At 63.4% G+C, this 25,065-nt stretch carries 20 protein-coding genes and 1 pseudogene; 13 read left to right on the forward strand and 8 right to left on the reverse strand.

The annotated features are described in order from the left end of the window. The first annotated feature begins 2 nt into the window (after positions 1 to 2). From V1289_RS39230 to V1289_RS39255, 6 genes are all read left to right on the forward strand, one after another. A complete protein-coding gene (locus V1289_RS39230; RefSeq protein WP_334404381.1) occupies positions 3 to 500 on the forward strand; it encodes a cytochrome c-type biogenesis protein in 498 nt (165 codons plus the stop codon). 169 nt (positions 501 to 669) lie between these two features. After that, complete coding sequence (locus V1289_RS39235) at positions 670 to 2,268, forward strand: Do family serine endopeptidase (protein ID WP_334404383.1); 1,599 nt, start codon at positions 670 to 672, stop codon at positions 2,266 to 2,268. Positions 2,269 to 2,530: 262 nt separating this feature from the next. Then, positions 2,531 to 3,211, forward strand: coding sequence for a response regulator transcription factor (locus V1289_RS39240; protein ID WP_074280906.1), 681 nt, complete (start codon positions 2,531 to 2,533; stop codon positions 3,209 to 3,211). Continuing rightward, positions 3,195 to 4,661, forward strand: coding sequence for a sensor histidine kinase (locus V1289_RS39245; RefSeq protein ID WP_334404385.1), 1,467 nt, complete (start codon positions 3,195 to 3,197; stop codon positions 4,659 to 4,661). The genes V1289_RS39240 and V1289_RS39245 overlap by 17 nt, the downstream gene beginning before the upstream one ends. After that, positions 4,658 to 7,618: a bifunctional [glutamine synthetase] adenylyltransferase/[glutamine synthetase]-adenylyl-L-tyrosine phosphorylase gene (locus tag V1289_RS39250; protein ID WP_334404387.1), complete on the forward strand. Its 2,961-nt coding sequence runs from the start codon at positions 4,658 to 4,660 to the stop codon at positions 7,616 to 7,618. The genes V1289_RS39245 and V1289_RS39250 overlap by 4 nt, the downstream gene beginning before the upstream one ends. Before the next feature lie 371 nt (positions 7,619 to 7,989). Beyond that, entirely contained in the window at positions 7,990 to 8,991 is a 1,002-nt protein-coding gene (locus V1289_RS39255) for a DUF3592 domain-containing protein (protein ID WP_334404389.1), read from the forward strand. Between the two features lie 99 nt (positions 8,992 to 9,090). On the opposite strand, the gene V1289_RS39260 is transcribed toward V1289_RS39255, so the two are convergent. After that, on the reverse strand, positions 9,091 to 9,756 hold the full coding sequence (locus V1289_RS39260) for a TetR/AcrR family transcriptional regulator (RefSeq protein ID WP_334404390.1): 666 nt from the start codon (positions 9,754 to 9,756) through the stop codon (positions 9,091 to 9,093). A gap of 239 nt (positions 9,757 to 9,995) precedes the next feature. Here V1289_RS39260 and V1289_RS39265 point away from each other — a divergent pair, with 239 nt between their 5' ends. The 3 genes from V1289_RS39265 to V1289_RS39275 are packed head-to-tail and all read left to right on the forward strand — an operon-like array spanning position 9,996 to position 13,557. After that, positions 9,996 to 10,799, forward strand: a complete 804-nt coding sequence (locus V1289_RS39265; RefSeq protein ID WP_334404392.1) for an SDR family NAD(P)-dependent oxidoreductase — start codon at positions 9,996 to 9,998, stop codon at positions 10,797 to 10,799. Positions 10,800 to 10,841: 42 nt separating this feature from the next. Beyond that, complete coding sequence (locus V1289_RS39270) at positions 10,842 to 11,963, forward strand: DUF5938 domain-containing protein (RefSeq protein ID WP_334404393.1); 1,122 nt, start codon at positions 10,842 to 10,844, stop codon at positions 11,961 to 11,963. Positions 11,964 to 12,018: 55 nt separating this feature from the next. Beyond that, entirely contained in the window at positions 12,019 to 13,557 is a 1,539-nt protein-coding gene (locus V1289_RS39275) for an AMP-binding protein (protein ID WP_334404395.1), read from the forward strand. A gap of 96 nt (positions 13,558 to 13,653) precedes the next feature. Here V1289_RS39275 and V1289_RS39280 read toward each other — a convergent pair whose 3' ends face one another. Next, positions 13,654 to 14,034 (reverse strand): hypothetical protein, encoded by a 381-nt coding sequence (locus V1289_RS39280; protein WP_334404396.1) that lies wholly within the window; start codon positions 14,032 to 14,034, stop codon positions 13,654 to 13,656. A 147-nt stretch (positions 14,035 to 14,181) separates the two neighbouring features. Here V1289_RS39280 and V1289_RS39285 point away from each other — a divergent pair, with 147 nt between their 5' ends. Further along, a complete protein-coding gene (locus V1289_RS39285; RefSeq protein ID WP_334404398.1) occupies positions 14,182 to 14,517 on the forward strand; it encodes a copper-binding protein in 336 nt (111 codons plus the stop codon). 189 nt (positions 14,518 to 14,706) lie between these two features. Here V1289_RS39285 and V1289_RS39290 read toward each other — a convergent pair whose 3' ends face one another. The 5 genes and pseudogenes from V1289_RS39290 to V1289_RS39310 all read right to left on the reverse strand — a co-directional run bounded on the left by V1289_RS39290 (position 14,707) and on the right by V1289_RS39310 (position 20,658). After that, entirely contained in the window at positions 14,707 to 14,919 is a 213-nt protein-coding gene (locus tag V1289_RS39290; protein WP_334404400.1) for a formate dehydrogenase subunit delta, read from the reverse strand. Continuing rightward, positions 14,909 to 15,739, reverse strand: a complete 831-nt coding sequence (gene fdhD, locus V1289_RS39295) for a formate dehydrogenase accessory sulfurtransferase FdhD (RefSeq protein ID WP_334407849.1) — start codon at positions 15,737 to 15,739, stop codon at positions 14,909 to 14,911. The genes V1289_RS39290 and fdhD overlap by 11 nt, the downstream gene beginning before the upstream one ends. A 2-nt stretch (positions 15,740 to 15,741) precedes the next feature. Then, positions 15,742 to 18,617 (reverse strand): annotated as a pseudogene (gene fdhF, locus V1289_RS39300) (formate dehydrogenase subunit alpha). An 11-nt stretch (positions 18,618 to 18,628) separates the two neighbouring features. After that, entirely contained in the window at positions 18,629 to 20,185 is a 1,557-nt protein-coding gene (locus tag V1289_RS39305) for a formate dehydrogenase beta subunit (protein WP_334404401.1), read from the reverse strand. Then, on the reverse strand, positions 20,182 to 20,658 hold the full coding sequence (locus V1289_RS39310) for a formate dehydrogenase subunit gamma (RefSeq protein ID WP_334404403.1): 477 nt from the start codon (positions 20,656 to 20,658) through the stop codon (positions 20,182 to 20,184). Before V1289_RS39310 ends, V1289_RS39305 begins: the two co-directional genes overlap by 4 nt. Positions 20,659 to 20,900: 242 nt before the next feature. Between V1289_RS39310 and V1289_RS39315 the strand changes: the two genes are divergently transcribed. Next, positions 20,901 to 21,791, forward strand: a complete 891-nt coding sequence (locus V1289_RS39315; RefSeq protein WP_334404405.1) for a LysR family transcriptional regulator — start codon at positions 20,901 to 20,903, stop codon at positions 21,789 to 21,791. Between the two features lie 176 nt (positions 21,792 to 21,967). Here the strand turns inward: V1289_RS39315 and V1289_RS39320 are convergent, their stop codons facing one another. Next, positions 21,968 to 22,801 carry an SDR family NAD(P)-dependent oxidoreductase gene (locus V1289_RS39320; RefSeq protein ID WP_334404407.1) on the reverse strand — a complete coding sequence of 278 codons (834 nt, stop codon included), beginning with the start codon at positions 22,799 to 22,801 and terminating at the stop codon, positions 21,968 to 21,970. A 621-nt stretch (positions 22,802 to 23,422) separates the two neighbouring features. On the opposite strand from V1289_RS39320, the gene V1289_RS39325 reads away from it, so the two are divergent. Both V1289_RS39325 and V1289_RS39330 read left to right on the forward strand, forming a co-directional pair. Beyond that, the gene (locus tag V1289_RS39325) at positions 23,423 to 24,172 is read left to right on the forward strand and encodes an SDR family NAD(P)-dependent oxidoreductase (RefSeq protein WP_334404409.1); all 750 of its coding nucleotides are present in this window, start codon (positions 23,423 to 23,425) and stop codon (positions 24,170 to 24,172) included. 102 nt (positions 24,173 to 24,274) lie between these two features. Then, the gene (locus V1289_RS39330) at positions 24,275 to 25,024 is read left to right on the forward strand and encodes an SDR family NAD(P)-dependent oxidoreductase (RefSeq protein WP_334404411.1); all 750 of its coding nucleotides are present in this window, start codon (positions 24,275 to 24,277) and stop codon (positions 25,022 to 25,024) included. Positions 25,025 to 25,065: the final 41 nt, after the last annotated feature.

The raw sequence follows: 25,065 nt of genomic DNA on the forward strand, positions 1-25,065 counted from the left end.
CATTGAAGCAGTTCCTTGCCTGCCTGTTCGCCGTGACCGTCCTGCTGGGATGCCCGGCCGCCTACGCCGTGCAGCCCGACGAGATCATGGCGGATCCAGCCAAGGAATCGCGGGCGCGCGATCTGTCGCGGGAATTGCGCTGCATGGTGTGCCAGAACCAGTCGATCGACGATTCCGAGGCGCCGCTGGCGCGCGATCTCCGGCTTCTGGTCCGCGAGCGGATCGCAGCCGGCGACAGCGACGCGCAGGTGATCGATTTTCTGGCCGCGCGCTATGGCGAGTTCGTGCTGCTGAAGCCGCGGGTCAATCAGCATACCCTGTTGCTGTGGCTGGTCCCGCCGCTGGTGCTTTTGGGCGGCGGATTTGTGATGTGGCGGTACAGCCGCCGTCGCGGAAAATCCGCAGGAGATACCGACGACTCCGCCGTCAAATTGACCGCAGACGAAAAAGCCCGGCTGGAACGCCTGATGGCGGCGGAGCCGACCGAAAAGCTGCTTTAGGTCTCGTCTAACCCTTTCATGGGCCTGCGCTATTCTGCCGCATCCGGTTATGCCTCCATTACGAAAGTTTAATTCCCTCGCCAGCGCGCGGTAAGGCGGAAATCCCCATCTTTGGTGCTGTCAGGTGCTCGCCCGGCACCGTCGATTCTGGCCCTGGAGATTCCGAACAATGACCGACCGTCCCACTGATCTTTCTTCGCTTCCGTCCTATCGTGCGCCGCGGCGCTCGCTGTTCTCGGCGCGCAAATTCGCGCTGATGGCTTCTGTCGTCGCCGGCCTCGGCGTCGCCGTTTATGGCTTTAGCCCGTCGCAGGGCCCCGGGAATATCTTCTCCAGCCCGGCGCACGCGCAGGTCAACAACGAAGTCCGCAAAGTCGAGAAGCCCATCGGCTTTGCCGACATTGTCGAGCGCGTGAAGCCGTCGGTGATTTCGGTCAAGGTCAACATCAACGAGAAGGTCAGCAAGGACGACAGCGCGGGCAAGGACGACGACTCGCCGTTCCAGCCGGGCTCGCCGATGGAGCGCTTCTTCCGCCGCTTCGGCGGACCGGATGGCTTGCCCCCGGGCTTGCGCGGTGGTCCGCGCGGCGGCCGTGGCGCGGTGACCGGTCAGGGTTCGGGCTTCTTCATTTCGGCTGACGGTTATGCCGTGACCAACAACCACGTCGTCGACGGCGCCGACAAGGTCGAAGTCACGACCGACGACGGCAAGACCTACACCGCCAAGGTGATCGGCACCGATCCGCGTACCGACGTCGCGCTGATCAAGGTCGAAGGCGGATCGAACTTCCCGTTCGCAAAACTGTCCGACGGCAAGCCGCGGATCGGCGATTGGGTGCTGGCGGTCGGCAACCCGTTCGGTCTCGGCGGCACCGTGACCGCCGGTATCGTCTCGGCCTCCGGCCGCGACATCGGCAACGGCCCGTATGACGATTTCATCCAGATCGACGCGCCCGTGAACAAGGGCAACTCCGGTGGCCCGGCGTTCGATACCTCAGGCGAGGTGATGGGCGTCAACACCGCGATCTATTCGCCGTCCGGCGGCAGCGTCGGCATTGCGTTCTCGATCCCCGCTTCGACGGTGAAGAGCGTGATCGCGCAGCTCAAGGACAAGGGCTCGGTCAGCCGCGGCTGGATCGGCGTCCAGATCCAGCCGGTCACCTCAGACATTGCCGACAGCCTCGGCATGAAGAAGGCGGAAGGCGCGCTGGTCGCGGAACCCCAGGCCAACGGCCCGGCGGCCAAGGCCGGCATCGAATCCGGTGACGTGATCACCGCGGTGAACGGTGAATCGGTCAAGGATGCCCGCGAGCTCGCCCGCACCATCGGCGGTCTGGCGCCCGGCAACGCCGTGAAGCTCAACGTGCTGCACAAGGGCGAGGACAAGGTCATCAACCTCACGCTCGGCCAGTTGCCGAATACGCTGGAGGCCAAGGCCGATACCGACAACAACGACAAGGGCGGCGGCGTCACCCGCGGGACCGACGTGCCGAAGCTCGGCCTGACGGTGGCCCCCGCCAACAGCGTGGCCGGCGCCGGCAAGGACGGCGTCGTGGTCACCGAGGTCGACCCGAAGAGTGCGGCAGCGGAGCGCGGCTTCAAGGAAGGCGACGTGATTCTCGAAGTCGCCGGCAAGAGCGTTACCAATGCCGGCGACATCCGGGAGGCGATCAATGCCGCGCGCACCGACAACAAGAACAGCGTTCTCATGCGCGTGAAGAGCGGCGGTTCGTCGCGGTTTGTGGCGTTGCCGCTGGCCAAGGGTTAACTACGCCAATGGAGGGTGTCGCCGGCATTCGTCGCCCCCGCCGACGGCACTTTCCGGGGAGCGGGCTCAAGGTTCGCTCCCACTGGCTACCTTCCGGTGGAATACGCCCCCCTCCGTCGGAAGGCCTAAGGGCGGTGAGGTCCCCCAGCTTCACCGCCCGCTTTTTTCACATGATCGAGAGGGTTCCGGGTCGCCTTGCATCGGCATGCGGCCCGCGCCATGGTGAGAGAAAGCCAATCACTTGACCGCAACCGCCTCCCAGATGCGCCTCTTGATCATCGAAGACGACCGCGAGTCCGCCGACTATCTGGTCAAGGCGTTCCGTGAAGTCGGTTATGTCGCCGATCTCGCCAGCGATGGCGAGGAAGGCCTGTCGCTCGCCGACAGCGGCGATTACGACGTGCTGGTGGTCGACCGCATGCTGCCGAAGCGCGACGGCCTGTCGCTGATCGGTTCCCTGCGCGAAAAGGGCAACCGGACGCCGGTGCTGATTCTGTCGGCGCTCGGGCAGGTTGACGACCGCATCAAGGGCCTGCGCGCCGGCGGTGACGATTATCTGCCAAAGCCCTATTCGTTCGCCGAGCTCTTGGCGCGCGTCGAAGTGCTGTCGCGCCGTCATGGCGGCCCGGCGGAAGAAACCACCTACAAGGTCGGCGATCTCGAACTGGACCGGCTCTCCCACCGCGTCGCCCGCGGCAAGGACGAACTGACATTGCAGCCGCGCGAGTTCCGGCTGCTCGAATATCTGATGAAGCACGCAGGGCAGGTGGTGACCCGCACCATGCTGCTGGAGAACGTCTGGGATTATCATTTCGATCCGCAGACCAACGTCATCGACGTGCATATCTCAAGGCTGCGCTCCAAGATCGACAAGGGTTTTGAGCGACCCCTGCTGCATACGATCCGCGGCGCCGGATACATGATCCGTGACGGCATTCGGTAAACTGATCCGGACCACGGCGTTCCGGCTGACGCTGGTCTATCTGTTCCTGTTTGCGCTGTTTGCCGCTTCGCTGCTCGGCTATTTCGCCTGGAATACGCGCCGGCTGATCACCGAGCAGATCACCACCACGGTAAACGTCGAAGTCAGCGAGATCAGCGATATCTACGCGCGGCGCGGGCTGCGCGGCCTTATCTTGTCGATCGGCAACCGGTCGCTGCGGCCCGGCGCCAATCTCTATCTCGTCACCACGCCGACCGGACAGGCGCTTGCCGGCAATGTCGGCTCGCTGGCGCCGGGCGTGATGGCGACATCGGGCTGGTCGGAGACCGCCTACCGGCGGATGGAGGATCAGGACAATACCGATCATCGGGCGCTGGTGCGCGTTACCGAAATGACCAATGGCTTCCGGCTGTTGATCGGCCGCGATCTGGAGGAGCGCCGGCGGCTGTTCGGGATCGTCGCCCACGCCGCGCAATGGTCGATACTGGTCGTCGTGGTGCTCGGTATCGGCGGCGGCATCTTTGTAGCGCGACGGGTGCTGCGCCGGATTGACGCCATGACCGGCACCACCCGGCGCATCATGGCCGGCGACCTCTCGGGCCGGCTGCCGGTCGGGCGCAGCGGCGACGAACTCGATCGGCTGGCCGAAAACCTCAATGCCATGCTGGAGCGGATCGAGGCCCTGATGATGGGGCTGAAGGAAGTCTCCGACAACATCGCCCACGACCTGAAGACGCCGCTGACGCGCCTGCGCAACCGCGCCGAGGAGGCGCTGGCGAGCTCCGGCAGCGAGGGCGAATACCGCGCGGCGCTGGAGCGTACTATCGAGGAATCCGACGGCCTGATCCGCACCTTCAATGCGCTGTTGATGATCGCGCGCGCCGAGTCCGGGCAGGCGCGCGGCAATATGGACGATTTCGACGCCGCCGACGTCGCCAACGGCATCCAGGAACTTTATGAGCCGCTGGCGGAAGACGACGGCATGATCCTGCACGTCAAATCCGCGCCGGCGCGGCTTCACGGTAACCGCGAGCTGATCAGCCAGGCGCTGGCCAATCTGGTCGAGAACGCGATCAAATACGGCAAGCCGGCCCCATCGGCGCAGCCGCTGGGCGCCGATGCCGTGGCGGGCACCAAGGAGATCCTGATCGAGGCGCGGCGCGAGGGCGACCAGATACTGCTCAGCGTCAGGGATCATGGTCCCGGCATTCCCGAAGGCGATCGCAAACACGCGGTGGAACGATTCGTCCGGCTCGAGGCCAGCCGCACCCTGCCGGGTTCCGGACTTGGCCTCAGCCTGGCGTCGGCGGTGGCAACGCTGCATGGCGGCGAGCTCAGGCTCGGTGATTCCTATCCGGGATTGATCGCGACGCTGGCGATCCCCGCACTCCCCGCGGCCAGTGACAGGCTTGCGGCTCAAACGCAGGATGTGCCACAGAAGGTGGCATGAATTCATCCGCGCCGGGCAACGCGGAACGACATCGACTGGCCGCGCGATTCGCGGACGGGCCGCATGTCTCCGCTTCCAATCAAGCCGAGCAGCTCTTGAACGACTGGCTCTCCGATCTGGAGCCGGCGCAATCGGCTGCGCTCGGCGGACTGCTGGATCATCCGTTCGCCAAAACCATTTTGCTCGGGATCGCGGAATTCTCGCCCTATCTGTTCGATCTGATCCGGGCCGACGCCGCGCGGCTGATCCGGTTGCTGGCGTGCGACCCGGAACAACACCTCGCTGCGCTGATCGAGAAGGCATCAAACGAGGTGTTCGCCGCCGCCCGCGAGACCGACGTGATGCACCTGCTCCGTCGCATGAAGGCGGAAGCCGCGCTCCTGATTGCGCTGTGCGATATCGGCGGGGTCTGGCCCGTGATGCGGGTGACGGCGGCGCTGACCGATCTTGCGACGGCCTCGGTCCAGGCGGCCTTGCGCTTTCTGCTGCGGCAGGAGGTTGCGCGCGGCCGGATGATTCCGGCCGACCCCGACCGGCCCGAGCAGGACAGCGGCCTGATCGTGCTGGCGATGGGCAAGATGGGCGCTGGCGAGCTGAATTATTCCAGCGATATCGACCTGATCGTGTTCTTCGATCCCGCCGCGACGTCGCTGGTTCCGGATATCGAGCCGCAGCCGTTTTTCGTGCGCGTGACGCAGGCGCTGTCGCGGCTGCTGCAGCAGCGCTCGGGCGACGGCTATGTGTTCCGCGTCGATCTGCGCCTGCGGCCGGATCCGGCTTCGACCCAGGTCGCGATCTCGACCTTGTCGGCGCTGCATTATTACGAGCGGGAAGGGCGCACCTGGGAGCGCGCGGCGATGATTAAGGCGCGGCCCTGCGCCGGTGATCCCAAAGCCGGCGAGGCGCTGGTTTCGGAGCTGGCGCCCTTCGTCTGGCGCAAGCATCTGGATTTCGCGGCGCTCGCCGACGTCCACGACATGAAGCGGCAGATGCAGACCTATCGCGGCCAGAGCGAGATCGCGGTCGAGGGCCATAACGTCAAGGTCGGACGCGGCGGCATCCGCGAGATCGAGTTCTTTGCTCAAACCCAGCAATTGATCGCCGGCGGCCGTCATCCGCAGTTGCGGGTGCGGCCGACGCTGGCGGCGCTGAACGTGCTGGCGACGAGCAACTGGATCACCTTCCAGGCGCACGACGAACTGGCCGCGGCCTACGAATTCCTGCGCCGGGTCGAGCACCGGCTGCAGATGATCGCCGACGAGCAGACCCATGCGCTGCCCGAGGATGCCGAGGCGGTGGAACGCTTCGCGCATTTCTTCGGCTATGACAGCCGCGCAACCTTTGCCAGGGACCTGCTCGGCCATCTCAACACCGTGCAGGGGCATTACAGCAAGCTGTTCGAAGGTGACCCGACCGGCACCGAAAAACTGCCTGATGTCGACTACGGCGCCGGCCCGGACGATCCGCGTCTGCTCGACCATCTCGCCACGCTCGGCTTCAAGAAGCCGCTCATGGTGGCAAAGACCGTTCAGCAATGGATGCAGGGTGATTATCGCGCACTGCGCGTCGAGGCCACCAGGAGCGCGTTCGTCGAGTTCATTCCCGGCCTGATCAACGGGCTGGCGCATGCCGAAGACCCCGACGATGCGGTGACGGCGTTCGATCGTTTTCTGGGCGCCTTGCAACGCGGCGCGCGGCTGATCTCGCTGTTGAGCCAGAACCGCGACCTGGTCGCGCTGGTGGCGCTGATCCTCGGCGCAGCACCCCGGCTCGGCGACATGCTGGCGCGCCAGCCGCAGATCATGGACGGGTTGATCGACCCGCGCTTTTTCGGCGCGATGCCGGATCAGAAGGAATTATCGGCCCGGCTGGCGGCGACGCTGAAGGACGCCCATTCCTACGAGGACTTTCTCGATCGGCTGCGGCTGTTCGGCCAGGAGAGCCTGTTTTTGATCGGCACGCGGATTCTCTCCGGCACGGTTTCCGCCCAGCAGGCCAACGTCGCCTTCGCCGACGTCGCCGAGGGCATCGTCCATACCGTGCATGGGCTGGTCACCGATCAGTTCGCCGCGCAATACGGCCGGATCAAGGGGCAGGAGACCGCGATCCTCGCCATGGGCCGGCTCGGCGGCCGCGAGATGACGGCGTCCTCCGACCTCGACCTGATCCTGCTCTATGATTTCGACCACGAGCAGCCGGATTCAGACGGCGAGCGATCGCTGCACGGCGCGCAGTATTTTGCGCGTCTTACCCAGCGGCTGATCTCGGCGTTCACGACGCGGACCAATTACGGCGTGCTTTATGACGTGGACATGCGGCTGCGTCCTTCCGGCCGCGCCGGACCGGTGGCGTCGCGGGTCGACGCTTTTGCCGATTACCAGGAGCGCGAAGCCTGGACCTGGGAGCACATGGCGCTGACGCGGGCGCGGGTGATTTCGGCCTCGCCGCAGCTTCGCGGGAGGATCGAAGCCATCATCCGCGCCGCGCTGACGCGCCCGCGCGATCCGGCCGTCACGGCGGCCGACGTCGCCGACATGCGCCGCGCCATCGCGCTGGAGAAGGGCGAAGACGACGTCTGGGATTTGAAATTGGCCGCCGGCGGCCTCGTCGATATCGATTTCATCGCGCAATATCTCCAGCTCGTGCACGCCGCCGAGAAGCCGGAAATTCTCAACGTCTCGACCCTGCAGGTGCTCGACAATGCCGCCAGGCTCGGCGTGCTGGCGCAGCCGGAAACCGAAATCCTGCGCTCGGCCGCGCGGCTCTACCACGATCTCACGCAGATCCTAAGGCTGTGCGTCACTGAAAAATTCAAGCCGGAAACCGCGGGCGAAGATTTGTTGCGGGTGATGGCGCGGGCCGGCGACACGCCGGACTTTTCAACGCTGGAAGCCCGCGTGCGCGAGACCCAGGCCGAGGTGCGGCGGGTGTTCGGGGCGTTGGTTGGCGGCGGTTAGGGGGTGCGTACTCCCATCTTCGGACGTCTGCGGCAATGCCGCCCGTAAAGCGGCTGCCGCCCGCAATGCCGTGGCCTCCACGACGGCTGTGAACCTAAATGACGCAGGGTGCGACACAATGCCGTGTGCGATCAGGGCAGCGCCTGATTGAGCGCGCCGGCGGCCGAAACGCGGCGCGCTCACCGGGGATCGAGGGGCAAATTGCATGTTTTCTCTGCGCGACACATTGAAGTTCGACGCTCTGTCGGCTCTCGTCCCGGCCGGCACGCAAGCCGGATCGGTCCGGAAGGGGGCCCCCTCGCGGCACGACACGCGATGTCAGCCGTGACGACCTCTTCTTGCGATTTTTGCAATTCAAATAAGGAAACCAGATGCTGGATGCCCATCAATTGCTTTGGACGCAAATTGCCGCCGGCGTTTGCCTGCTGATTTTTGGCGCAATGCTGTTCAATCTGTTTCGCATGCGAGGCCAGATGCAGGCGGCCCGCAGCTGGGACAAAATCGAGGGCGTCATCACCGTCTCCGAGGTGGATCAACCGCCCGAGCATGTCTCGGACGATCTGAACGACGCCACTCCCATCATCCGCTATCGCTATCGCGCCGGTGGTCAGGAACTGGAGAGTGACCAGGTCGCGATCGGCGGCCAGCCGCTGATGACCCGCGTGCTCGCCGGCAAACTGGTCGGGAGATATCCGGTCGGCGCCCACGTCGATGTTTATGTCGACCCGAACGACCCCAAGCAAACGCTGCTGGAGCCGACTGAGCTGCGGAATGTCTCGGCCCTGACCGCCTTCACGATCGTGTTCGGCTTGATTGCGGCGATTCTGACCGCGCATTCGATCGCAGGCCACGTGCTCTATACCGGCAACGGTGTTCCGCTGTTCGTTTTCCCGCTGCCGATCCTCGCGCTGCTCGGCGCTGTCTTCGGCGTCGTCGCATTCGTCCGCGGGCGGCAGCTCGCCAGCGCCAGCCTGCGGTGGCCGACCGTGGCCGGCAGCATTACCACCTCAGGCGTGATCGAGGAGGCGATCGAGGACAAGAGCAATGACGACAAGTCGTTCATTCGCAAAATCCATCGCTATCAGGTCGATCTGCGCTACGCGTATCAGGTCGGCAAGCGCGATTTCGTCGGCACCGCGGCAAATTGGGGAGGGACCGCGATCTACGGCCTTCGCGAACTCGCGGAAAAAGCTGCGGGCCATTACCGGCCGGGACAACCCGTCACCGTCTATTACGATCCGGAGCGGCCGGGCAATGCCGTGCTGGAGCCGGACAATCGGCAGGGCTCGCTGGCGCCGCTCATCCTCGCTGCCATTTGCGCCGTCATAGGCGGCACACTTCTGGCGTTCTTCATCAAGGTCGGGTTCAACTAGCGTCGAGGACGCCGGCATCCAGCAGGCTGCTGTGTGCTCGATCCTGCAATCCTCCCGACCATGCTGTTGCCTCTGCGGGTGACCGCATGCCGGCGGCCGTTATGCAATGGTCGGGAGCAGGCGCCCCACTTCTTCCTGCAGGTCCGCGATGGCCGTGCGATCGCCTGAGAGATGCCGCAACAGGCATCGTTGGAAAAGTCCATCAAACAGCGCATAGAGGGCGCCCCGGGAGACGACAGGTTGTCGGCCGCCAAGTGCGGCAAAGCGGGACGCGACTCGCCACACCATGTCTTCCAGGCTCTTGTCGATCTCGGCGACGTCGTCGCGAAAGGCCCCTTCAAACAGGGACTGCGAACGAAGATCGTACCAAAGGCGATGCATCCCGGCCTCGTCGCGAACCGTGGCGCCGAGCTTCTCCAGAAAGCCCTTCATCAGTTCGTCGCGGCTTTGCGCCGCTGACGTGATCTGGTCGTACCGCGTGACGCATTTCGACTTGTAGTGACGAACACAGCAGCAGATCAGGTCGACCTTGTCGCTGAAGTAATAGTGCAGCACCCCGTGCGTAAACTCGGATTTCTGCGCGATCTCGCGCAGGCTGGTCCGCGCATAGCCGAGCTCGGCCAGGGTTTCCAACGCAGCCTCGGCCAGTTCGATGCGTCGGGCGCTGAATTTATCGACACGCGAACGCTCGATCCGATCCGAAGGCTTGCTTGGCCGGCTTGGCGTTTCAATTTTCCGCTGCGTCACCGCAGATTGCTTGCGCACGTCCAAAACTCCGAATCGCCGCGTCACTTCGGCGGCCATAATGCCCTGAAATGCCTTCCGAAATCATCCTCAGTCAAGGATTGCTTGACAAATGTCAAGATTTTAGACAATCGTCAAGATAATCTTGGACAATCGTCAAGTTTTTCAGGATTCACGGCCGGAAGAAGCCGTGCATAGGGAGAAAGCGCTGGCGGCGTGCCTCGGCGCGTCACAACAGAAATCACAAGGGAGGGACAACGATGAGTACGAAGAATCTGGCTGGCCGCAAGGCTCTGGTCACCGGCGGAGCGCGAGGCATCGGCGCTGCGATCGCGGAGGCGCTTACGAATGCCGGCGCTTCGGTGATGATCGGCGACATTCTCGCCGATCTCGGCAAGGAAACCGCCGTCCGTCTTGCCAAAACAGGCGCCAAGACCGGCTTTGTGGAACTGAATGTCACCGACGACGCGCAATGGGAAAAGGCAGTCGCTGCCACCATCGCCACGCTGGGCGGCTACGATATCCTGATCAACAACGCAGGCATCGAGATTACCTCGCTGGTCGTCGATCTCAAGGCTGAAGATCTGCGCCGGATGTGCGACGTCAACATCGTTGGCACCGCTCTCGGCATGAAGCATGCGTTTCGCGCGATGCGACCTGGCGGAAGTGCAGGTGCAGGCGGGGCCATCGTCAATATTGCCTCGGTCGCAGCTACGATCGCGTTTCCGGCCATTGCCGGATACTCCGGCACCAAATCGGCCGTTGACCGCATGACGCGGGTCGCCGCGATGGAAGCCGGCAAGCTCGGTTATGGCGTGCGGATCAACTGTCTCTATCCCGGGCTTGTCCCCACCGACATGGGCATGCAATTGGCCAACGACATCGTCGCCGCCGGACTGGCACCGGACGTCGGCGCCGCCGTCGCATCGGTCGTCGAGCAGACACCGCTTGGCCGGTTGGGCGAGGTCGGCGACATGGCCGACGCCGCTGTTTTCCTTTGCTCCAACGACGCGCGCTTCATCACCGGTGCCGGCCTGCCGGTCGACGGCGGCATGGGCATGTAAATCGCCAAAATGTAAAAAACGGAAATTCGGGAGGATATGAATATGAGCGAGAAGAAACCCGTCATCGTCTATGGCGTCTCCGGCTACACGGGGCGTCTGGTTTGTGAATATCTGCGTGAGTACAACATTGCCTTCATTGCGGCCGGCCGCGACGCCGCCAAAGTGAAGGCCGTCGTCGAAAAAATTCCCGGCATCGAAACCGCAGACTACGAGATTGCCGAGGTTGAGCACACGGTCGGAGCGCTGACTGAGCTGTTCAAGGGCGCGAAGGTCGTCAGCAATATGGTCGGCCCATTTATCAAGTTCGGCCCCGAAGTCGTCGAAGCCTGTCTTGCGGCCGGCTGTCACTACACGGATACGACCGGCGAACAGGATTGGGTGATGCTGGCGCAGGAACGCTGGGGAGCAAAATTCGCGGCAAAGGAATTGCTGCTGGCGCCAAACGTCGCGCAAATGTACACGACGGGAGAAATCGCGGCGAACATTTGCCTCGAAACGCCGGGTCTCGATACGCTCGATATCCTGGTGCTGTGGAAGGGGTTCCCGACCTACGCCTCGACGCAGACGATCTTCACCATCCTCAAGGCGAACTGGTACTATCTCGTCCAGAACAAATTTGTCGAATGGGATGTGGCAGCCAATTTCGAGGTCAATGTTCCCGGTCAGCATGAGGGCGCCATTGCCGTCCCGTGGGGCGGCACCGCGCATCCGGTCTGGTTCAAGAACGATCCGCGCGTCTCCAACTGCAAGGTGCTCGGTGGCGTCATGCAGCGCGACATCATGCTCGGTGTGGTTCAAACCCAGGAGATGGTGAAAGAGAAAATCAGGCCGCTTCCGCCCGACCTGCAGGAGAAGGCGCTGGCCGACATCGCGGCAACGCTGCAGGCAAGTATGCCGCCGCGCGAGAATCCGCGCATCAATACCTCGATCGACTCCGTCTATGCATCCGGTCCGCTCGGCCGCGCGCATTGCGTGATTCATGGCAACTGCAATTACAAGCAGACCGGAATGCTGCAGGCCTACGCTGCATTCTCGCTGCTGCAGACGGCTCCCAGGAAAGTTGGCTTTGCCTCCGCCTGTCAGGCGTTCGGGCATCGCGAACTGCTGGGGCAGTTGCGAAGCTTCGGACTGGTGATGAATCCGGTTCTGACGGTTCACAATTGATGCAACCGGGTCGCGCGGACCACCGCGCCACCCGTCTTCTTTCCGGAGGTGGTCCGTGCGACTTGTCGATTATCTGGATAAGGGCGCCTCGCTTGGCGCCGATGCGGCATGCCTGACCATGGACGGAAACGACCTGAGCTATGGTGACGTGCAGCGCCTTAGCTACCGGATTGCACGCGGATTGGACAATTCCGGCGTTGCTCCCGGGGAGAAAGTCGCGATCCTGTCCGGCAACGATCCGATCGCCTTTGCCTGCGTATTCGGTATTTCCCGCGCCGGGGCCGTCTGGTGTCCGATCAACCCACGCAACGAGGCGGCGGAAAACCAGTTCATCCTCGACGCGTTCGATTGCTGCCTGTTGCTGTTTCACAGCGGTTTCGCGCCGATGGTCGACAAACTAAGGCCGCAGCTACCAAAATTGCGTCAGCTTGTATGTCTCGACACCGAGATGTCTTTCGCGCCGTCGTTCGAAACCTGGCTTGCCGACGTCGACGACCAGCCCTTTCAGCGCGATTGCGTTGATGATCTTGCGATGATACCCGGCACCGGCGGAACGACCGGCAAACCCAAAGGCGTGATGCTCTCGGGACGCAACATCGAAACGATGGCTGCGTTGACCCTGATGGGTTATCCGTTCAAGGGGCGGCCGATCTATCTTGCGCTCGCGCCGCTGACGCATGCTGCCGGCGTGCTGTGCTTTCCCATCATGACGCTCGGAGGCAGGGTGGTGATCATGCATCACCCGGACGTCGGCGAATTCCTCGACCTGATCGCACGCTACCGGGTCACGCACACGTTCCTTCCGCCAACCGTCATCTACATGCTGCTGGATCATCCGAAGCTCGAAAGTGCCGATCTCAGCTCGCTGCAATGCTTCTGGTACGGCGCGGCCCCGATTTCGGCGGCGCGCCTGACCGAGGCACTGGAAAAGATTGGCCCGATGGCGCAACTCTTTGGGCAGACCGAAGCACCGATGATGATCTCGATGATGCCGCCTGCGGACCACTACAATCCCGACGGTTCGATCGCGACTGAACGGTTGTCGTCGGCGGGCCGTGTCGGGCCGCTGGTTCGGGTCGGCATCATGGATGGCGACGGCAATTTGCTGCCGGCCGGAGCGCGCGGCGAAATCGTCGTCCGCGGATCGCTGGTGATGGACGGGTACTACAAGAACGCCGAAGCCACGGCGGAGGCTTCCGCGCACGGCTGGCACCATACGGGGGATATCGGATATCTCGACGCGAACAATTTCCTGTACATCGTCGATCGCGCCAAAGACATGATCATTACCGGCGGCTTCAATGTCTATTCGGTCGAAGTCGAGAACGCCCTTCAGGCCCACGAAACCATTCAGGACTGCGCCGTGATCGGTTTGCCGGACGACAAGTGGGGTGAACGCGTTGTCGCTGTGGTACAGGCGAGAGCAGGGCGCACCATCGATGTCGCCGCGGTATCGAGCTTCGTGAAGCAGCGGATCGGAAGCGTCAAAACACCCAAGCAGATCGAAGTCTGGGATGACCTTCCGCGCTCCAAAGTCGGCAAGGTGCTGAAATCCGAAATCCGCGCCAGGATGCTGGCGGATGGAAAGGCTTGACGATGCTCGGGTCGCAAAACGCGGCGTGCCGCGCTTTGGGTTTGGCGCGCTGAAAAAATTGAGCCCGCGCCTGCGTGCGAGCGGTGCGGTACCGGGTTAGTTCTTGGTGCGGATAAACCCGGCAAGCTTGGTTTTCTGAGCCTCACACCAGGCCGCCATGCCGATCCGCTTCTGGTCGAGGTCCGTCGACCTTGTCGCCATCGCGACTTCCGTCATCAGCTCTTCATCCCCGCGTTCGCCCATTTTGCCGCCGGTGTGCAAGTAGGCGATGGCCTTGCGCACCTGCTCGGTGGTTCCATCCGGCAGTTGCATTTCCTGCGCCTTTTGAACCAGATCCTGATAGGCGACATCGGTGCCGGGGCATTCCACCTTGGCGGCGAAAGCCTGCAGGACCATGGTCACATAGGCCAGGCGCTGCTCGGCATGCGCCGGAGCGGCAACGGCAATCAATCCCAGTAGCAACAGACCAAAGCGCATCACAGTCTCCTTGTTCGGGAACAAAAACTAGCGCTGAACCGCTTCTCTGCGCAACCTCCCCAAGCGAGACGGCGCAGAGCATGCGTGAGTGACGATGGAACCGACTGTTGCACCGCAATCGTCACGCCGCTGGGAACAAATCCGGTCATGGCGGCTTATCGCCGACGGTTCGAATTCCGGGAGACTCCCATGAACATGGCAAAGATCGCTTTGGCCGGTTTTGCGGCCCTCATCGTCGTCAGTTCGGCGGCTCTGGCCCAGCAAGCGTCGACGGGAACGGTCACCAAAATTGATCGGATCAGCGGCACCATCGCCATTCGAGAAACCCAGAGCGGCACGGTCGGAGCGAGTTCCGGAAGCTCTGCCGAGGAGTTCAAGGTGCAAGAAAGCATGCTGAACAATTTGCACGCCGGCGACAGGGTGACATTCTCCGCCACCGAAGCGGGTGGAACCAAAACCATCACGAAGCTCGAGAGGCAGTAGGCGCTCGGAAGCGTTCAACGATCCCGCCGTCATCGCCCGCCAACGGGTCGGCCGAATGGCCGCCCGATGACAGGCTCCGGCGGGCGATCCAGTATTCCAGAGCCGGCGTAGTGAAATCGAGAGGCCGCGGCGTACTGGATGCCCCGCCTTCGCGGGGCATGACAATTTGTGCCGCTTCGACACGATGCGCTACGCCTGCTTCAGCGATTGGATCGCGTCGCGGACATTGGGATCGAGGCCGGCGCCACCGGTGTCGACATGGGCAAAGATCGCCTTGCGCATCCGGGGATCCCAGAATTTTTTGATGTGATCGGCAATGCCGGGCACGGCCCTGTCGTGGCCTTGGCTCTGAAAGAATTTGCCGATCTGGTTGGCCATGCAGATCAGTCGATCAGGCGACATGAGCGGCCTCCTTGGCCATGACTTCTGCCGCAATCCGTTTCGGATGCGTGAACACTTCAAAACCATCGGATCGCGCGATCGCGGCCAGGGTGATGCCGGCGGCCTCCGCCATCCGCACCGCCAGCGCCGTCGGTGTCGAAACCGCAACCACCAGCGGCGCGCCGAGTGCGGCGGTCTTCTGCACCGTCTCGACCGAGACCCGGCTGGTCAGCAGCACCATGCCTTCGCCGGCGGCGACCTTGGCCTGCGCCAGCGCACCCGCGAGCTTGTCCAGCGCATTGTGGCGGCCGACATCCTCGCGCAGGCACATGATGCCGCGCGCCGGTGTCCAGAACGCCGCGGCGTGGACGGCGCGGGTCTCGATGTTGATTTGCTGCAGCGGCGCGATCGCAGCGATCGCCGCCATGATCTCGTGGGGCGCGAAGCTGCGGCCTTCCGGCACTATGGCTGCGGGGCGAACGGCCTCGGCAATCGAGTCGATGCCGCAGATGCCGCAGCCGGTGGGGCCGGCGATATGCCGCCGCCGCTCGTTGATGAGTGCGGCCTTCGACGGCTTAAGCCACATTCGCAGTTCAATGCCGTCGTCGAGTTCGATGATGTCGAGCGTCTCGATCTCGTCAGGCGATTGTGCGATGCCTTCGCTGAGGCTGAAGCCGACGGCGAAATCTCTTAAGTTCTGCGGCGTGCCCATCATCACGGCGTAGGTGCCGCCGTTGTAGGTCAGCGCCAGCGCGGTTTCTTCCGGGATCAGGCGCGGGCCTTCGCTCCGGCTGCCGTCGCGCCAGACCTGGCGGCGGGCCTTGCGGACGGGATCGTGCATCGTCATTCCGCGGCTTCCACGACCGGCGCGATCCGGCGCGAGTGACGGGCCTGCTCGTCATAGGCCTTCTGCCAGTCGGACGGACCGTTCGACGGCGAAATCTGCACCGCCGTGACCTTGTATTCCGGGCAATTGGTGGCCCAGTCGGAATACTCGGTCGTGATCACGTTGGCCTGCGTGTCCGGATGGTGGAAGGTGGTGTAGACCACGCCGGGCGCGACGCGATCGGTGATCTCCGCGCGCAAGGTGGTTTCACCGGCGCGGCTGGCGAGCCTTACCCAGTCGCCGTCGCGCACGCCGCGCTGCTCGGCGTCGTGCGGATGAATTTCGAGCCGGTCCTCGCCGTGCCAGACCACGTTCTCGGTGCGGCGGGTCTGGGCGCCGACATTGTACTGGCTGAGGATGCGGCCGGTGGTCAGCAGCAACGGATAACGCGGGCCGGTGCGCTCGTCGGTCGGGATATATTCGGTGATCACGAACTTGCCCTTGCCGCGGACGAAGCCGCCGATATGCATCACCGGCGTGCCTTCCGGCGCCCTCTCGTTGCACGGCCATTGCACCGAGCCGAGTTCGTCGAGTTTTGTATACGAGACGCCGGCGAAAGTCGGCGTCAGCGCCGCGATCTCGTCCATGATTTGAGATGGATGGTCGTAAGTCATCTCAAAGCCCATCGCTTTCGCGAGCCCGATGGTGACTTCCCAGTCGGCCAAACCGTTGCGCGGCGTCATCACCCTGCGTACGCGCTGGATGCGGCGCTCGGCATTGGTAAAAGTGCCGTCCTTTTCCAGGAAGGTCGAGCCGGGCAGGAAGACGTGGGCGTAGTTCGCGGTCTCGTTGAGGAAGAGATCGTGGACGATGACGCATTCCATCGACGACAGCGCCGCCACCACGTGCTTAGTGTTCGGATCGGACTGCAGGATATCCTCGCCCTGCACGTAGAGGCCCATAAAGGTGCCCTCGTCGCGGCGTCGAACATGTTGGGAATGCGCAGGCCCGGTTCCGGATCGAGCTTGACGTTCCACATCGCCTCGAACTGGTCGCGAACGGCGTCGCCCGAGATATGGCGGTAGCCGGGCAGCTCGTGCGGGAACGAGCCCATGTCGCAGGAGCCCTGAACGTTATTCTGGCCGCGCAGCGGGTTCACGCCGACGCCGGGGCGGCCGATATTGCCGGTTGCCATCGCGAGGTTGGCGATCGCGATCACCGTGGTCGAGCCCTGGCTGTGCTCGGTGACACCGAGCCCGTAATAGATCGCGCCGTTGCCGCCGGTGGCGAACAGCCGGGCTGCTTCGCGCAACTCCTTCGGATCGACGCCGGTCATGATCGCGGTGGCCTCGGGGCTGTTGTTCGGCAAGGCTGCGAAGGCGGCCCATTCCTCGAATTCGCTCCAGTCGCAGCGCTCGCGCACGAAGGCTTCATCGACAAGGCCTTCGGTAACGATGACATGCGCCAACGCCGTGAGCACGGCGACATTGGTGCCGGGCATCAGTGGCAGGTGCAGCGCCGTCAGATGCGGGGCCTCGACCATCTCGGTGCGTCTGGGATCGATCACAATCAGCTTTGCACCTTGCCGCAACCGCTTCTTCAGCCGCGATGCAAAGACCGGATGTGCGGACGCGGGATTGGCGCCGATCACCATCACGACGTCGGTGTGTTCGACGGAATCAAAGTCCTGGGTGCCGGCCGAGGTGCCGAACGTAGTCGACAGGCCGTAGCCGGTCGGCGAATGGCAGACGCGGGCGCAGGTATCGACATTGTTGTTGCCGAACCCGCCGCGGATCAGTTTTTGCACCAGATAGGTTTCTTCGTTGGTGCAGCGCGACGAGGTGATGCCGCCGACGGCGTCGCGGCCGTATTTTTGCTGGATGCCCTTGAATTTGGCGGCAGCGAAATTGAACGCTTCGTCCCACGACACTTCGCGCCAGGGATCGGCGATTTTCTCGCGGATCATCGGTTTAAGGATACGCTCCTTGTGGGTGGTATAGCCCCAGGCAAAGCGGCCCTTGACGCAGGAATGGCCGCGGTTGGCCTTGCCGTCCTTGGAGGGCATCATGCGCACGACTTCCTCGCCGCGCATCTCGGCCTTGAAGGTGCATCCGACGCCACAGTAAGCGCAAGTCGTCACAACAGAATGTTCGGGCTGGCCGATCTCGATCACCGATTTTTCCGTCAGCGTCGCGGTCGGGCAGGCCTGCACGCAGGCGCCGCAAGAGACGCATTCCGATCCCAGAAAGCTCTCGCTCATGCCCGGCGACACCCGGCTGTCGAAGCCGCGGCCCGAGATCGTCAGCGCAAACGTGCCTTGCACTTCCTCGCAGGCGCGGACGCAGCGCGAGCAGACGATGCATTTAGAGGGATCATAGGTGAAATAGGGGTTCGATTCGTCCTTCGGCATCCACGCCGCATTGGCTTCGCCATGAGATTTGGCGAACACATGGTTGTCGCCCTCATAGCCGTAGCGCACGTCGCGCAAGCCGACCGCGCCGGCCATGTCCTGCAACTCGCAGTCGCCGTTGGCGGCACAGGTCAGGCAGTCCAGCGGATGGTCGGAGATGTACAACTCCATCACGCCCTTGCGCAGCTTCTTCAGCCGCTCGGTCTGGGTGTGGACCACGAGGCCGGGCAGAACGGGCGTGGTGCAGGACGCCGGCGTGCCGGCGCGGCCCTCGATCTCGATCAGGCAGAGCCGGCAGGAGCCGAATGCATCGACCATGTCGGTGGCGCAGAGCTTTGGGATCTGCGTGCCGGCTTCCATCGCCGCTCGCATGATCGAGGTGCCTTCGGGCACCGTGACGCTGTTGCCGTCGATGGTGAGCGTCACCATCGTCTCGGATTTCGAGCGGGGCGTTCCGAAATCGGTTTCCTGGATCAGCGACATGGCGATCTCCTTTATTCCGCGGCCTGCAGACGGGCCGGTGCCGGGCCAAAATCTTCCCGGAAATGTTTCAGTGCGCTCATGACAGGGTAGGGCGTGAAGCCGCCGAGCGCGCACAGCGAGCCGAATTTCATGGTGTTGCAGAGGTCTTCGACCACAGCGAGATTTTCAGCCACGCGTTCGCCGGCACGGATCTTGTCGATGGTCTCGACGCCGCGCGTGGAGCCGATCCGGCACGGCGTGCACTTGCCGCAGGATTCCACCGCACAGAATTCCATCGCAAAGCGCGCCTGTTTGGCCATGTCGACGCTGTCGTCGAACACCACGATGCCGCCATGGCCGATCAGGCCGTCGCGCGCCGCAAACGCTTCGTAATCGAACGGCGTATCGAACAGCGCGCGGGGAAAGTACGCGCCCAGGGGGCCGCCGACCTGCACCGCGCGGACCGGACGGCCCGTCAAGGTGCCGCCGCCGATATCGTCGATCAGTTCGCCGAGGGTAACGCCAAAGGCGGTCTCGAACAGGCCGCCATATCGGATGTTTCCGGCCAGCTGGATCGGCATGGTGCCGCGCGAACGGCCCATCCCGAAATCCGCATAGGCTGTTGCACCGCCGGCCAGGATGAAGGGGATCGCCGCGAACGACAGCACATTGTTGATCACGGTGGGTTTGCCGAACAGGCCCTTATGCGCCGGCAGCGGCGGTTTGGCGCGCACGATGCCGCGGCGGCCTTCCAGGCTTTCCAGGAGCGAGGTCTCTTCGCCGCAGACATAGGCGCCGGCGCCGACGCGGACTTCGAGGTCGAAATCGTGCGCGGAGCCGTTGATGCGGGCGCCGAGATAGCCGGCGCGTTTCGCGGCCGATATCGCCGCATTCATCGCCGCGACGGCGTGCGGATATTCCGAGCGGATGTAGATATAGCCCTTGGTCGCACCCACCGTGATGCCGGCAATGGTCATACCCTCGATCACCACGAAGGGATCGCCTTCCATGATCATGCGATCCGCAAAGGTGCCGCTGTCGCCTTCGTCGGCGTTGCAGACGATGTATTTGCGGTCGGCGCTGGTGTGCGCCACGGTCTTCCACTTGATGCCGGTCGGAAAACCGGCGCCACCGCGGCCGCGCAGCCCGGAGGCGGTGACGTCGGCGAGAATTTCGTCCGGGGTCAGCCGCAGCGCCCGTTCCAGGCCCTTGTAGCCGTCATGGGCGCGATAATCCTCGACCGCGCGCGGATCGATCACGCCGCAGCGTGCAAAAGTCAGCCGCGTCTGCCGCTTCAGCCAGGGGATTTCGTCGGCGACACCAAGCCGCAGCGGGTGCGGGCTGCTGGCTGCCATCGCATCCAGCACCGACCGCGCGTCGGTCGTGGTCACCGGGCCGAACGCGACCCGGCCTTGCGATGTTGCGACCTCGATCATGGGCTCGAGCCAATAGAGCCCGCGCGATCCGGTCCTGACGATCTCGATGGCGAGGCCGCGCTTGGCGGCGGTCCGCTCCAGCGCGCCGGCGACATCATCGGCGCCGACGGCGACCGCACCGGCATCGCGGGAAACGAAAATGCGCATCGTCATCGCTGCACCTCCGCCACCAGCGCATCGATCCCTGCGTCATCCAGCCGGCCGACGAGGCGGCCATTGAGCATCGCCGACGGCGCGGTGGCGCAGAGCCCGAGGCAGTAGATCGGCTCCAGCGTCACCCGCGCATCGGCGGTGGTGTTGCCAAGGGAAATGCCGAGCCTTGCTTCCGCGCGCGCGGCCAGCGCATCGCCGCCCACGGCCTGGCAGGCCTCGGCGCGGCACAGTTTCAGCACATGGCGGCCGGCGGGTTGGTGCCGGAAATCGTGGTAGAAGGTAAATGCGCCGTGGACCTCGGCGCGCGACAGATGGAGTGCTGCGGCGATCATCGGAATCGCCGGCTCCGGCACGTAACCGAAGGCTTCCTGCAGCGCATGCAGGATCACCAGCGTGGCGCCTTCGAGCTTGTCGTGCTCGGCGATGATTTCGGCGCCGCGCGCCTCATCCCAGGGTTCATAGACCGGTGTCATCCGCGCTCTCAAATCAGGGGTTGCTGGCACCCGCTGATGAGAGTTGGAATTGCTCCAAAGATCAATAAAGCTGTCTCATGCTGCGATATCAAAACGCGATCAATGTTCCCAGGAAATCGGGCGATTTGGAAATGCAATGAATGTGAAAATCGCGCGCCCAAGGCGCGGCTTTTGGCGTATGGGTCCGGCAGCGACCGTGATATTCATGACGGCTATTCTACCTATCCTGTGAGGCTCCCTTCTTGATCGACAAGCTTGAACTTCTGCTCGCGCTGGCCAAGGAACGTCATTTCGGACGGGCCGCCGAGGCCTGCGGCGTCACCCAGCCGACGATGTCGACCAGCCTCAAGCAGCTCGAGGAAATCCTCGGCGTGATGCTGGTGCAGCGCGGCTCCCGCTTCCAGGGCTTTACGCCGGAGGGCGAGCGCACGCTCGACTGGGCGCGGCGCATCGTCGGCGACGCCCGCGCGATGAAGCAGGAGATCAACGGGCTGAAGGACAAGCTGTCCGGCGAAATCCGGATCGCGGCGATCCCGACCGTGCTCGGCATGGTGGCATCGCTGACCACGCCGTTCCGCGCGCGCCATCCGGACGTGCGCTTCCGGATTCAGTCCTGCACCTCCGCCGACGTGCTGGGTCTTTTGGAAAATCTCGAGGTCGATGCCGGCCTGACCTATATCGAGAACGAGCCGATCGGCCGGGTTCGCACCATTCCGCTCTATAACGAGAGCTATCGTCTGCTGACGGCACCCGACGGCATGTTCGGCGACCGCAAGCAGGTCACCTGGAAGGAAGTGGGGCAAGTGCCGCTGTGCCTGCTGACCCCTGACATGCAGAACCGGCGCATCATCGATCGCGCGCTGCTTTCGGTCGGCGCCGAGGCGACGCCTACGCTGACCTCAAATTCGCTGCTCGTGCTCTATACCCACGTCAAGACCGGCCGCTGGGCCAGCGTGATGCCCGCCAAACTCGCGGAGACGCTGGGCCTTGCGGATACCGTCCGCAGCATTCCGATCGTCGATCCCGCGGTCAATTACAGCATTGGCCTCGTGATCCCGCAGCGCGACCCGATGACGCCGCTGATCGCTGCGCTGGTGCAGGTCGCCCGCGAAGTCGCGCCGACGCTGGAGTGAAAGCTGGCGTGCCTATGAATTGAGCTTGGTCGGTGCTGCCTGATCGATGTCCGCTGTGCACCGATAGAGACCAAATTCTGCATCGGAGCGAAATGACGCGATGTGCCAAGATGCGACATTGGCGCGAACGATGCCACAACGACGCGCCGATGAACAATTGCGGAAAATCGGCGACGTCAGCGCTGCGATGTATTGGTCGGCTGCCGATCCAACAGAATATCGTTCATCCTGATTTCCACCGCGATTTTCACGTTCGGGTGCGTCAGAATATAGAAGCGCCCGTCCTTCACCGCGTCGATCGTGATCCTTGCGATGTCGGCGGCGGAAAGCTTTCCTGATTTGATCGCCTGTCTGATGCGATCCGAGTACTGTTCCGCTTCCGGATTGGAGTCCGCGAGTTCCGCGGGCCGGTTGCGTTCGGAGTTCGATATCCCGGTATCAACAAATGCGGGGCATAGCACGGAAACGCCGATCGGCGCATTCTGGCCGCGCAGCTCGTGATGAAGGCATTCCGTGATCGCGACGACGGCGTGTTTGCTCGCGGCATAGACGCCGGAGCCCGGGGGCGCAAGCAGACCCGCTGCGGAGGCTGTGTTGACGATGTAAGACTCTTCCTTTTGCGCCAGCATGCGCGGCACGAAGCTGCGCAACCCGTGAACCACGCCCATCACGTTGATACCCAACGTCCACTTCCAGTCGTCGAGCGTGGCCGTCCAGATCGGCCCCGCCGTTCCCACGCCCGCGTTGTTGAAGAGCAGGTGGCATGCGCCAAAGCGGTCGTATGTCGACCTTGCTAGATGCTCAATGCTGTCGGCACTTGAGACGTCGCTGCCAATCACGAGGGACTCGGTGCCGGGCTTGAGCAGCGCGACGGTGGTACCTAAGCCACCTGTATCGATATCTGTGAGAATAACCTTCATTCCTTCGTCGGCACAACGGATCGCAAATTCACGACCAAATCCACTGGCCGCACCTGTGATCACCGCAACTTTTCCGTGAAGCTCTTTCATGGCGAGTCCTAGTGAGAAACACGTCGGGAAATACGGGTGCGTTTGTTTCTTGTAATGAAGGGGCCCCTATCACCGGGATTACGATATCAATAGAGCCGGCCTGTCATGAAGCTGGTCGTCACACGATCAACGCCAGCGCGGCTTCTAGAGCCGCTTCATCCAATCGCACTTCAACCCGCCATACTCACTTGATTTGCCTTGGGCCGGTCGCACGGTCCGCGTTATCCAGTTGTCCACCCCGATGCTCGATGCGTCAGCCTACCACCATTTTCCAAGCACACGCTTGAAAATATCATTCGCGACCGAAGTGAGCCGGCCACACGTCCGGCCAAGTCCGCTTTGCTGACGAAAGCGGAAGTGTAGTCAGAGCATTAGCGGCTCTGCGACTGGCCATTTCGGGTTGATGGGGCCGCCGCAGACGTGATTCAAGCTCAGAAACTGGAGGCTCGGGAAATCGGACGGACGGCTTTAGCTGACGCGCCCGAGCGATAATTCCATCCTGGAATGACTGCTATTCCGCCGCGGCTGCTGACACGACGGTGGCGGCAGGGCGCCGCTAGGCTGCGGTCTTCAAGGGAACGGCTCGCGCCGCGCCCGACTCCAGCGATTGAGGAAGCAACGATGTCGAGACTACAGAACAAGGTCGCCGTGATTACCGGCGGCACCAGCGGGATTGGACTGGCAGCGGCACAGCGGTTCGTCGCCGAAGGGGCGTTCGTCTACATCTTCGCCCGCCGTCAGGACGAATTGGACAAGACGGTTACCTCGATCGGCCGGAACATCGCGGGCGTCCAGGGCGACGTCCGCAAGCTCGAGGATCTCGACCGCCTCTACGCCAGGGTCGCTTCCGATGGCCGCAAGCTCGACGTGGTGGTCGCCAATATCGGCGCCGTCGACAGCGTGAAACTTACCGATGTCACCATCGAGAGCTTCAACCACAATTTCGACGTCAACGCCCGCGGCGTGCTGTTCACGGTGCAGAAGTCGCTGCCGCTCCTGAACAATGGCGCATCCGTCATCCTGACCAGCACGATCGCCTCCCTGCGCGGCTTCCCCGGTCGCAGCGCCTACGCCGCCTCCAAGACAGCACTGCGCTCCTATGCCCGGACCTGGACGATGGAGCTCAAGGACCGCGGCGTCCGGGTCAATACGATCACGCCGGGTCCTTGCGACACGCCGCTGATCGATGCCCAGGCCAGTTCGCCCGATGAGGCGGCCGCGGTCCGCGCCAAGCATGCCGCGAGCATCCCGCTCGGCCGCATGGCGCGGCCGGAAGAGATCGCGGCCGCGATGCTGTTCCTGGCGTCTGAGGACAGCAGCTTCGTCGCCGGCAGCGAACTGCTGGTCGATGGCGGCATGTGCTCCGTCTGAGCCAGCCCCAGGCGATCGTTTCCCGAGCGCTCCAACCGTCCGGCGCGCTGTTTTCCCGACAGGCCCAAGCGCGGCCGTTTCCATCTTGCAAAGAGGATTTCAATGCCAAAGCTCCAAGGAAAAGTTGCCCTCGTCACTGGCGGCAGCAGCGGAATAGGTCTCGCCACCGCGAAGCGCTTCGTTGAAGAAGGCGCCTTCGTCTACATCACCGGGCGCCGCCAGACGGAACTGGACAAGGCGGTATCGCTGATCGGCCGCAGCGTCGCTACCGTGCGAGGTGACGTGTCCAACCTCGCCGATCTCGACCGGCTCTACGCCAGGATTGCCAGCGAGAAGGGCAAGATCGATGTCCTCTTTGCCGGGGCGGGTATCGTCGATCCTCAGCCGCTCGCCGAGATGACGGAGGAACGCTTCGACAAGCTCTTTGCGATTAACACGCGGGCTTTGGCCTTCACGGTGAAGAAGGCCCTGCCGCTTTTGAATGACGGCGGGGCGATCATTGTGATCACCTCGATCGCCGAAAACAAGGGCATCCCCGGCTTCACGGCCTACAGCGCCACCAAGGCGGCAGTCCGCTCCTTCGTCCGCAGCTGGACGGCGGAGTTGAAGGATCGTCGCATCCGGGTCAATGCGATCAGCCCGGGCCCGATCGACACGCCGATCTTCGAGCAGCAGGCGCCGACCAAAGAGGGGGCTGATCAAGCCCGCGCCCAGTTCGCCGCGGCCGTCCCGTTCGGGCGGCTCGGCCGCCCGGAGGAGATCGCGTCGACCGCCTTGTTCCTCGCTTCTGACGAAGCAAGCTTCATCGCAGGCGTGGACCTCCCAGTCGATGGCGGCTTAACCGCGGTTTGAAACTGTCGGCGTAAGCCGGCACCACTATACGCCGGCTCGAC

The organism is Bradyrhizobium sp. AZCC 2289 (assembly GCF_036924615.1).
In the GTDB taxonomy this organism is placed as follows: domain Bacteria; phylum Pseudomonadota; class Alphaproteobacteria; order Rhizobiales; family Xanthobacteraceae; genus Bradyrhizobium.

Coding starts and splice junctions, on each gene's coding strand:
- V1289_RS39235 (WP_334404383.1), top strand. CDS start 670: ATGACCGACCGTCCCACTGATCTTTCTTCGCTTCCGTCCTATCGTGCG.
- V1289_RS39240 (WP_074280906.1), top strand. CDS start 2,531: ATGCGCCTCTTGATCATCGAAGACGACCGCGAGTCCGCCGACTATCTG.
- V1289_RS39250 (WP_334404387.1), top strand. CDS start 4,658: ATGAATTCATCCGCGCCGGGCAACGCGGAACGACATCGACTGGCCGCG.
- V1289_RS39255 (WP_334404389.1), top strand. CDS start 7,990: ATGCTGGATGCCCATCAATTGCTTTGGACGCAAATTGCCGCCGGCGTT.
- V1289_RS39265 (WP_334404392.1), top strand. CDS start 9,996: ATGAGTACGAAGAATCTGGCTGGCCGCAAGGCTCTGGTCACCGGCGGA.
- V1289_RS39270 (WP_334404393.1), top strand. CDS start 10,842: ATGAGCGAGAAGAAACCCGTCATCGTCTATGGCGTCTCCGGCTACACG.
- V1289_RS39280 (WP_334404396.1), bottom strand. CDS start 14,034: ATGCGCTTTGGTCTGTTGCTACTGGGATTGATTGCCGTTGCCGCTCCG.
- V1289_RS39285 (WP_334404398.1), top strand. CDS start 14,182: ATGGCGGCTTATCGCCGACGGTTCGAATTCCGGGAGACTCCCATGAAC.
- V1289_RS39290 (WP_334404400.1), bottom strand. CDS start 14,919: ATGTCGCCTGATCGACTGATCTGCATGGCCAACCAGATCGGCAAATTC.
- fdhD (WP_334407849.1), bottom strand. CDS start 15,739: ATGCACGATCCCGTCCGCAAGGCCCGCCGCCAGGTCTGGCGCGACGGC.
- V1289_RS39305 (WP_334404401.1), bottom strand. CDS start 20,185: ATGACGATGCGCATTTTCGTTTCCCGCGATGCCGGTGCGGTCGCCGTC.
- V1289_RS39310 (WP_334404403.1), bottom strand. CDS start 20,658: ATGACACCGGTCTATGAACCCTGGGATGAGGCGCGCGGCGCCGAAATC.
- V1289_RS39320 (WP_334404407.1), bottom strand. CDS start 22,801: ATGAAAGAGCTTCACGGAAAAGTTGCGGTGATCACAGGTGCGGCCAGT.
- V1289_RS39325 (WP_334404409.1), top strand. CDS start 23,423: ATGTCGAGACTACAGAACAAGGTCGCCGTGATTACCGGCGGCACCAGC.
- V1289_RS39330 (WP_334404411.1), top strand. CDS start 24,275: ATGCCAAAGCTCCAAGGAAAAGTTGCCCTCGTCACTGGCGGCAGCAGC.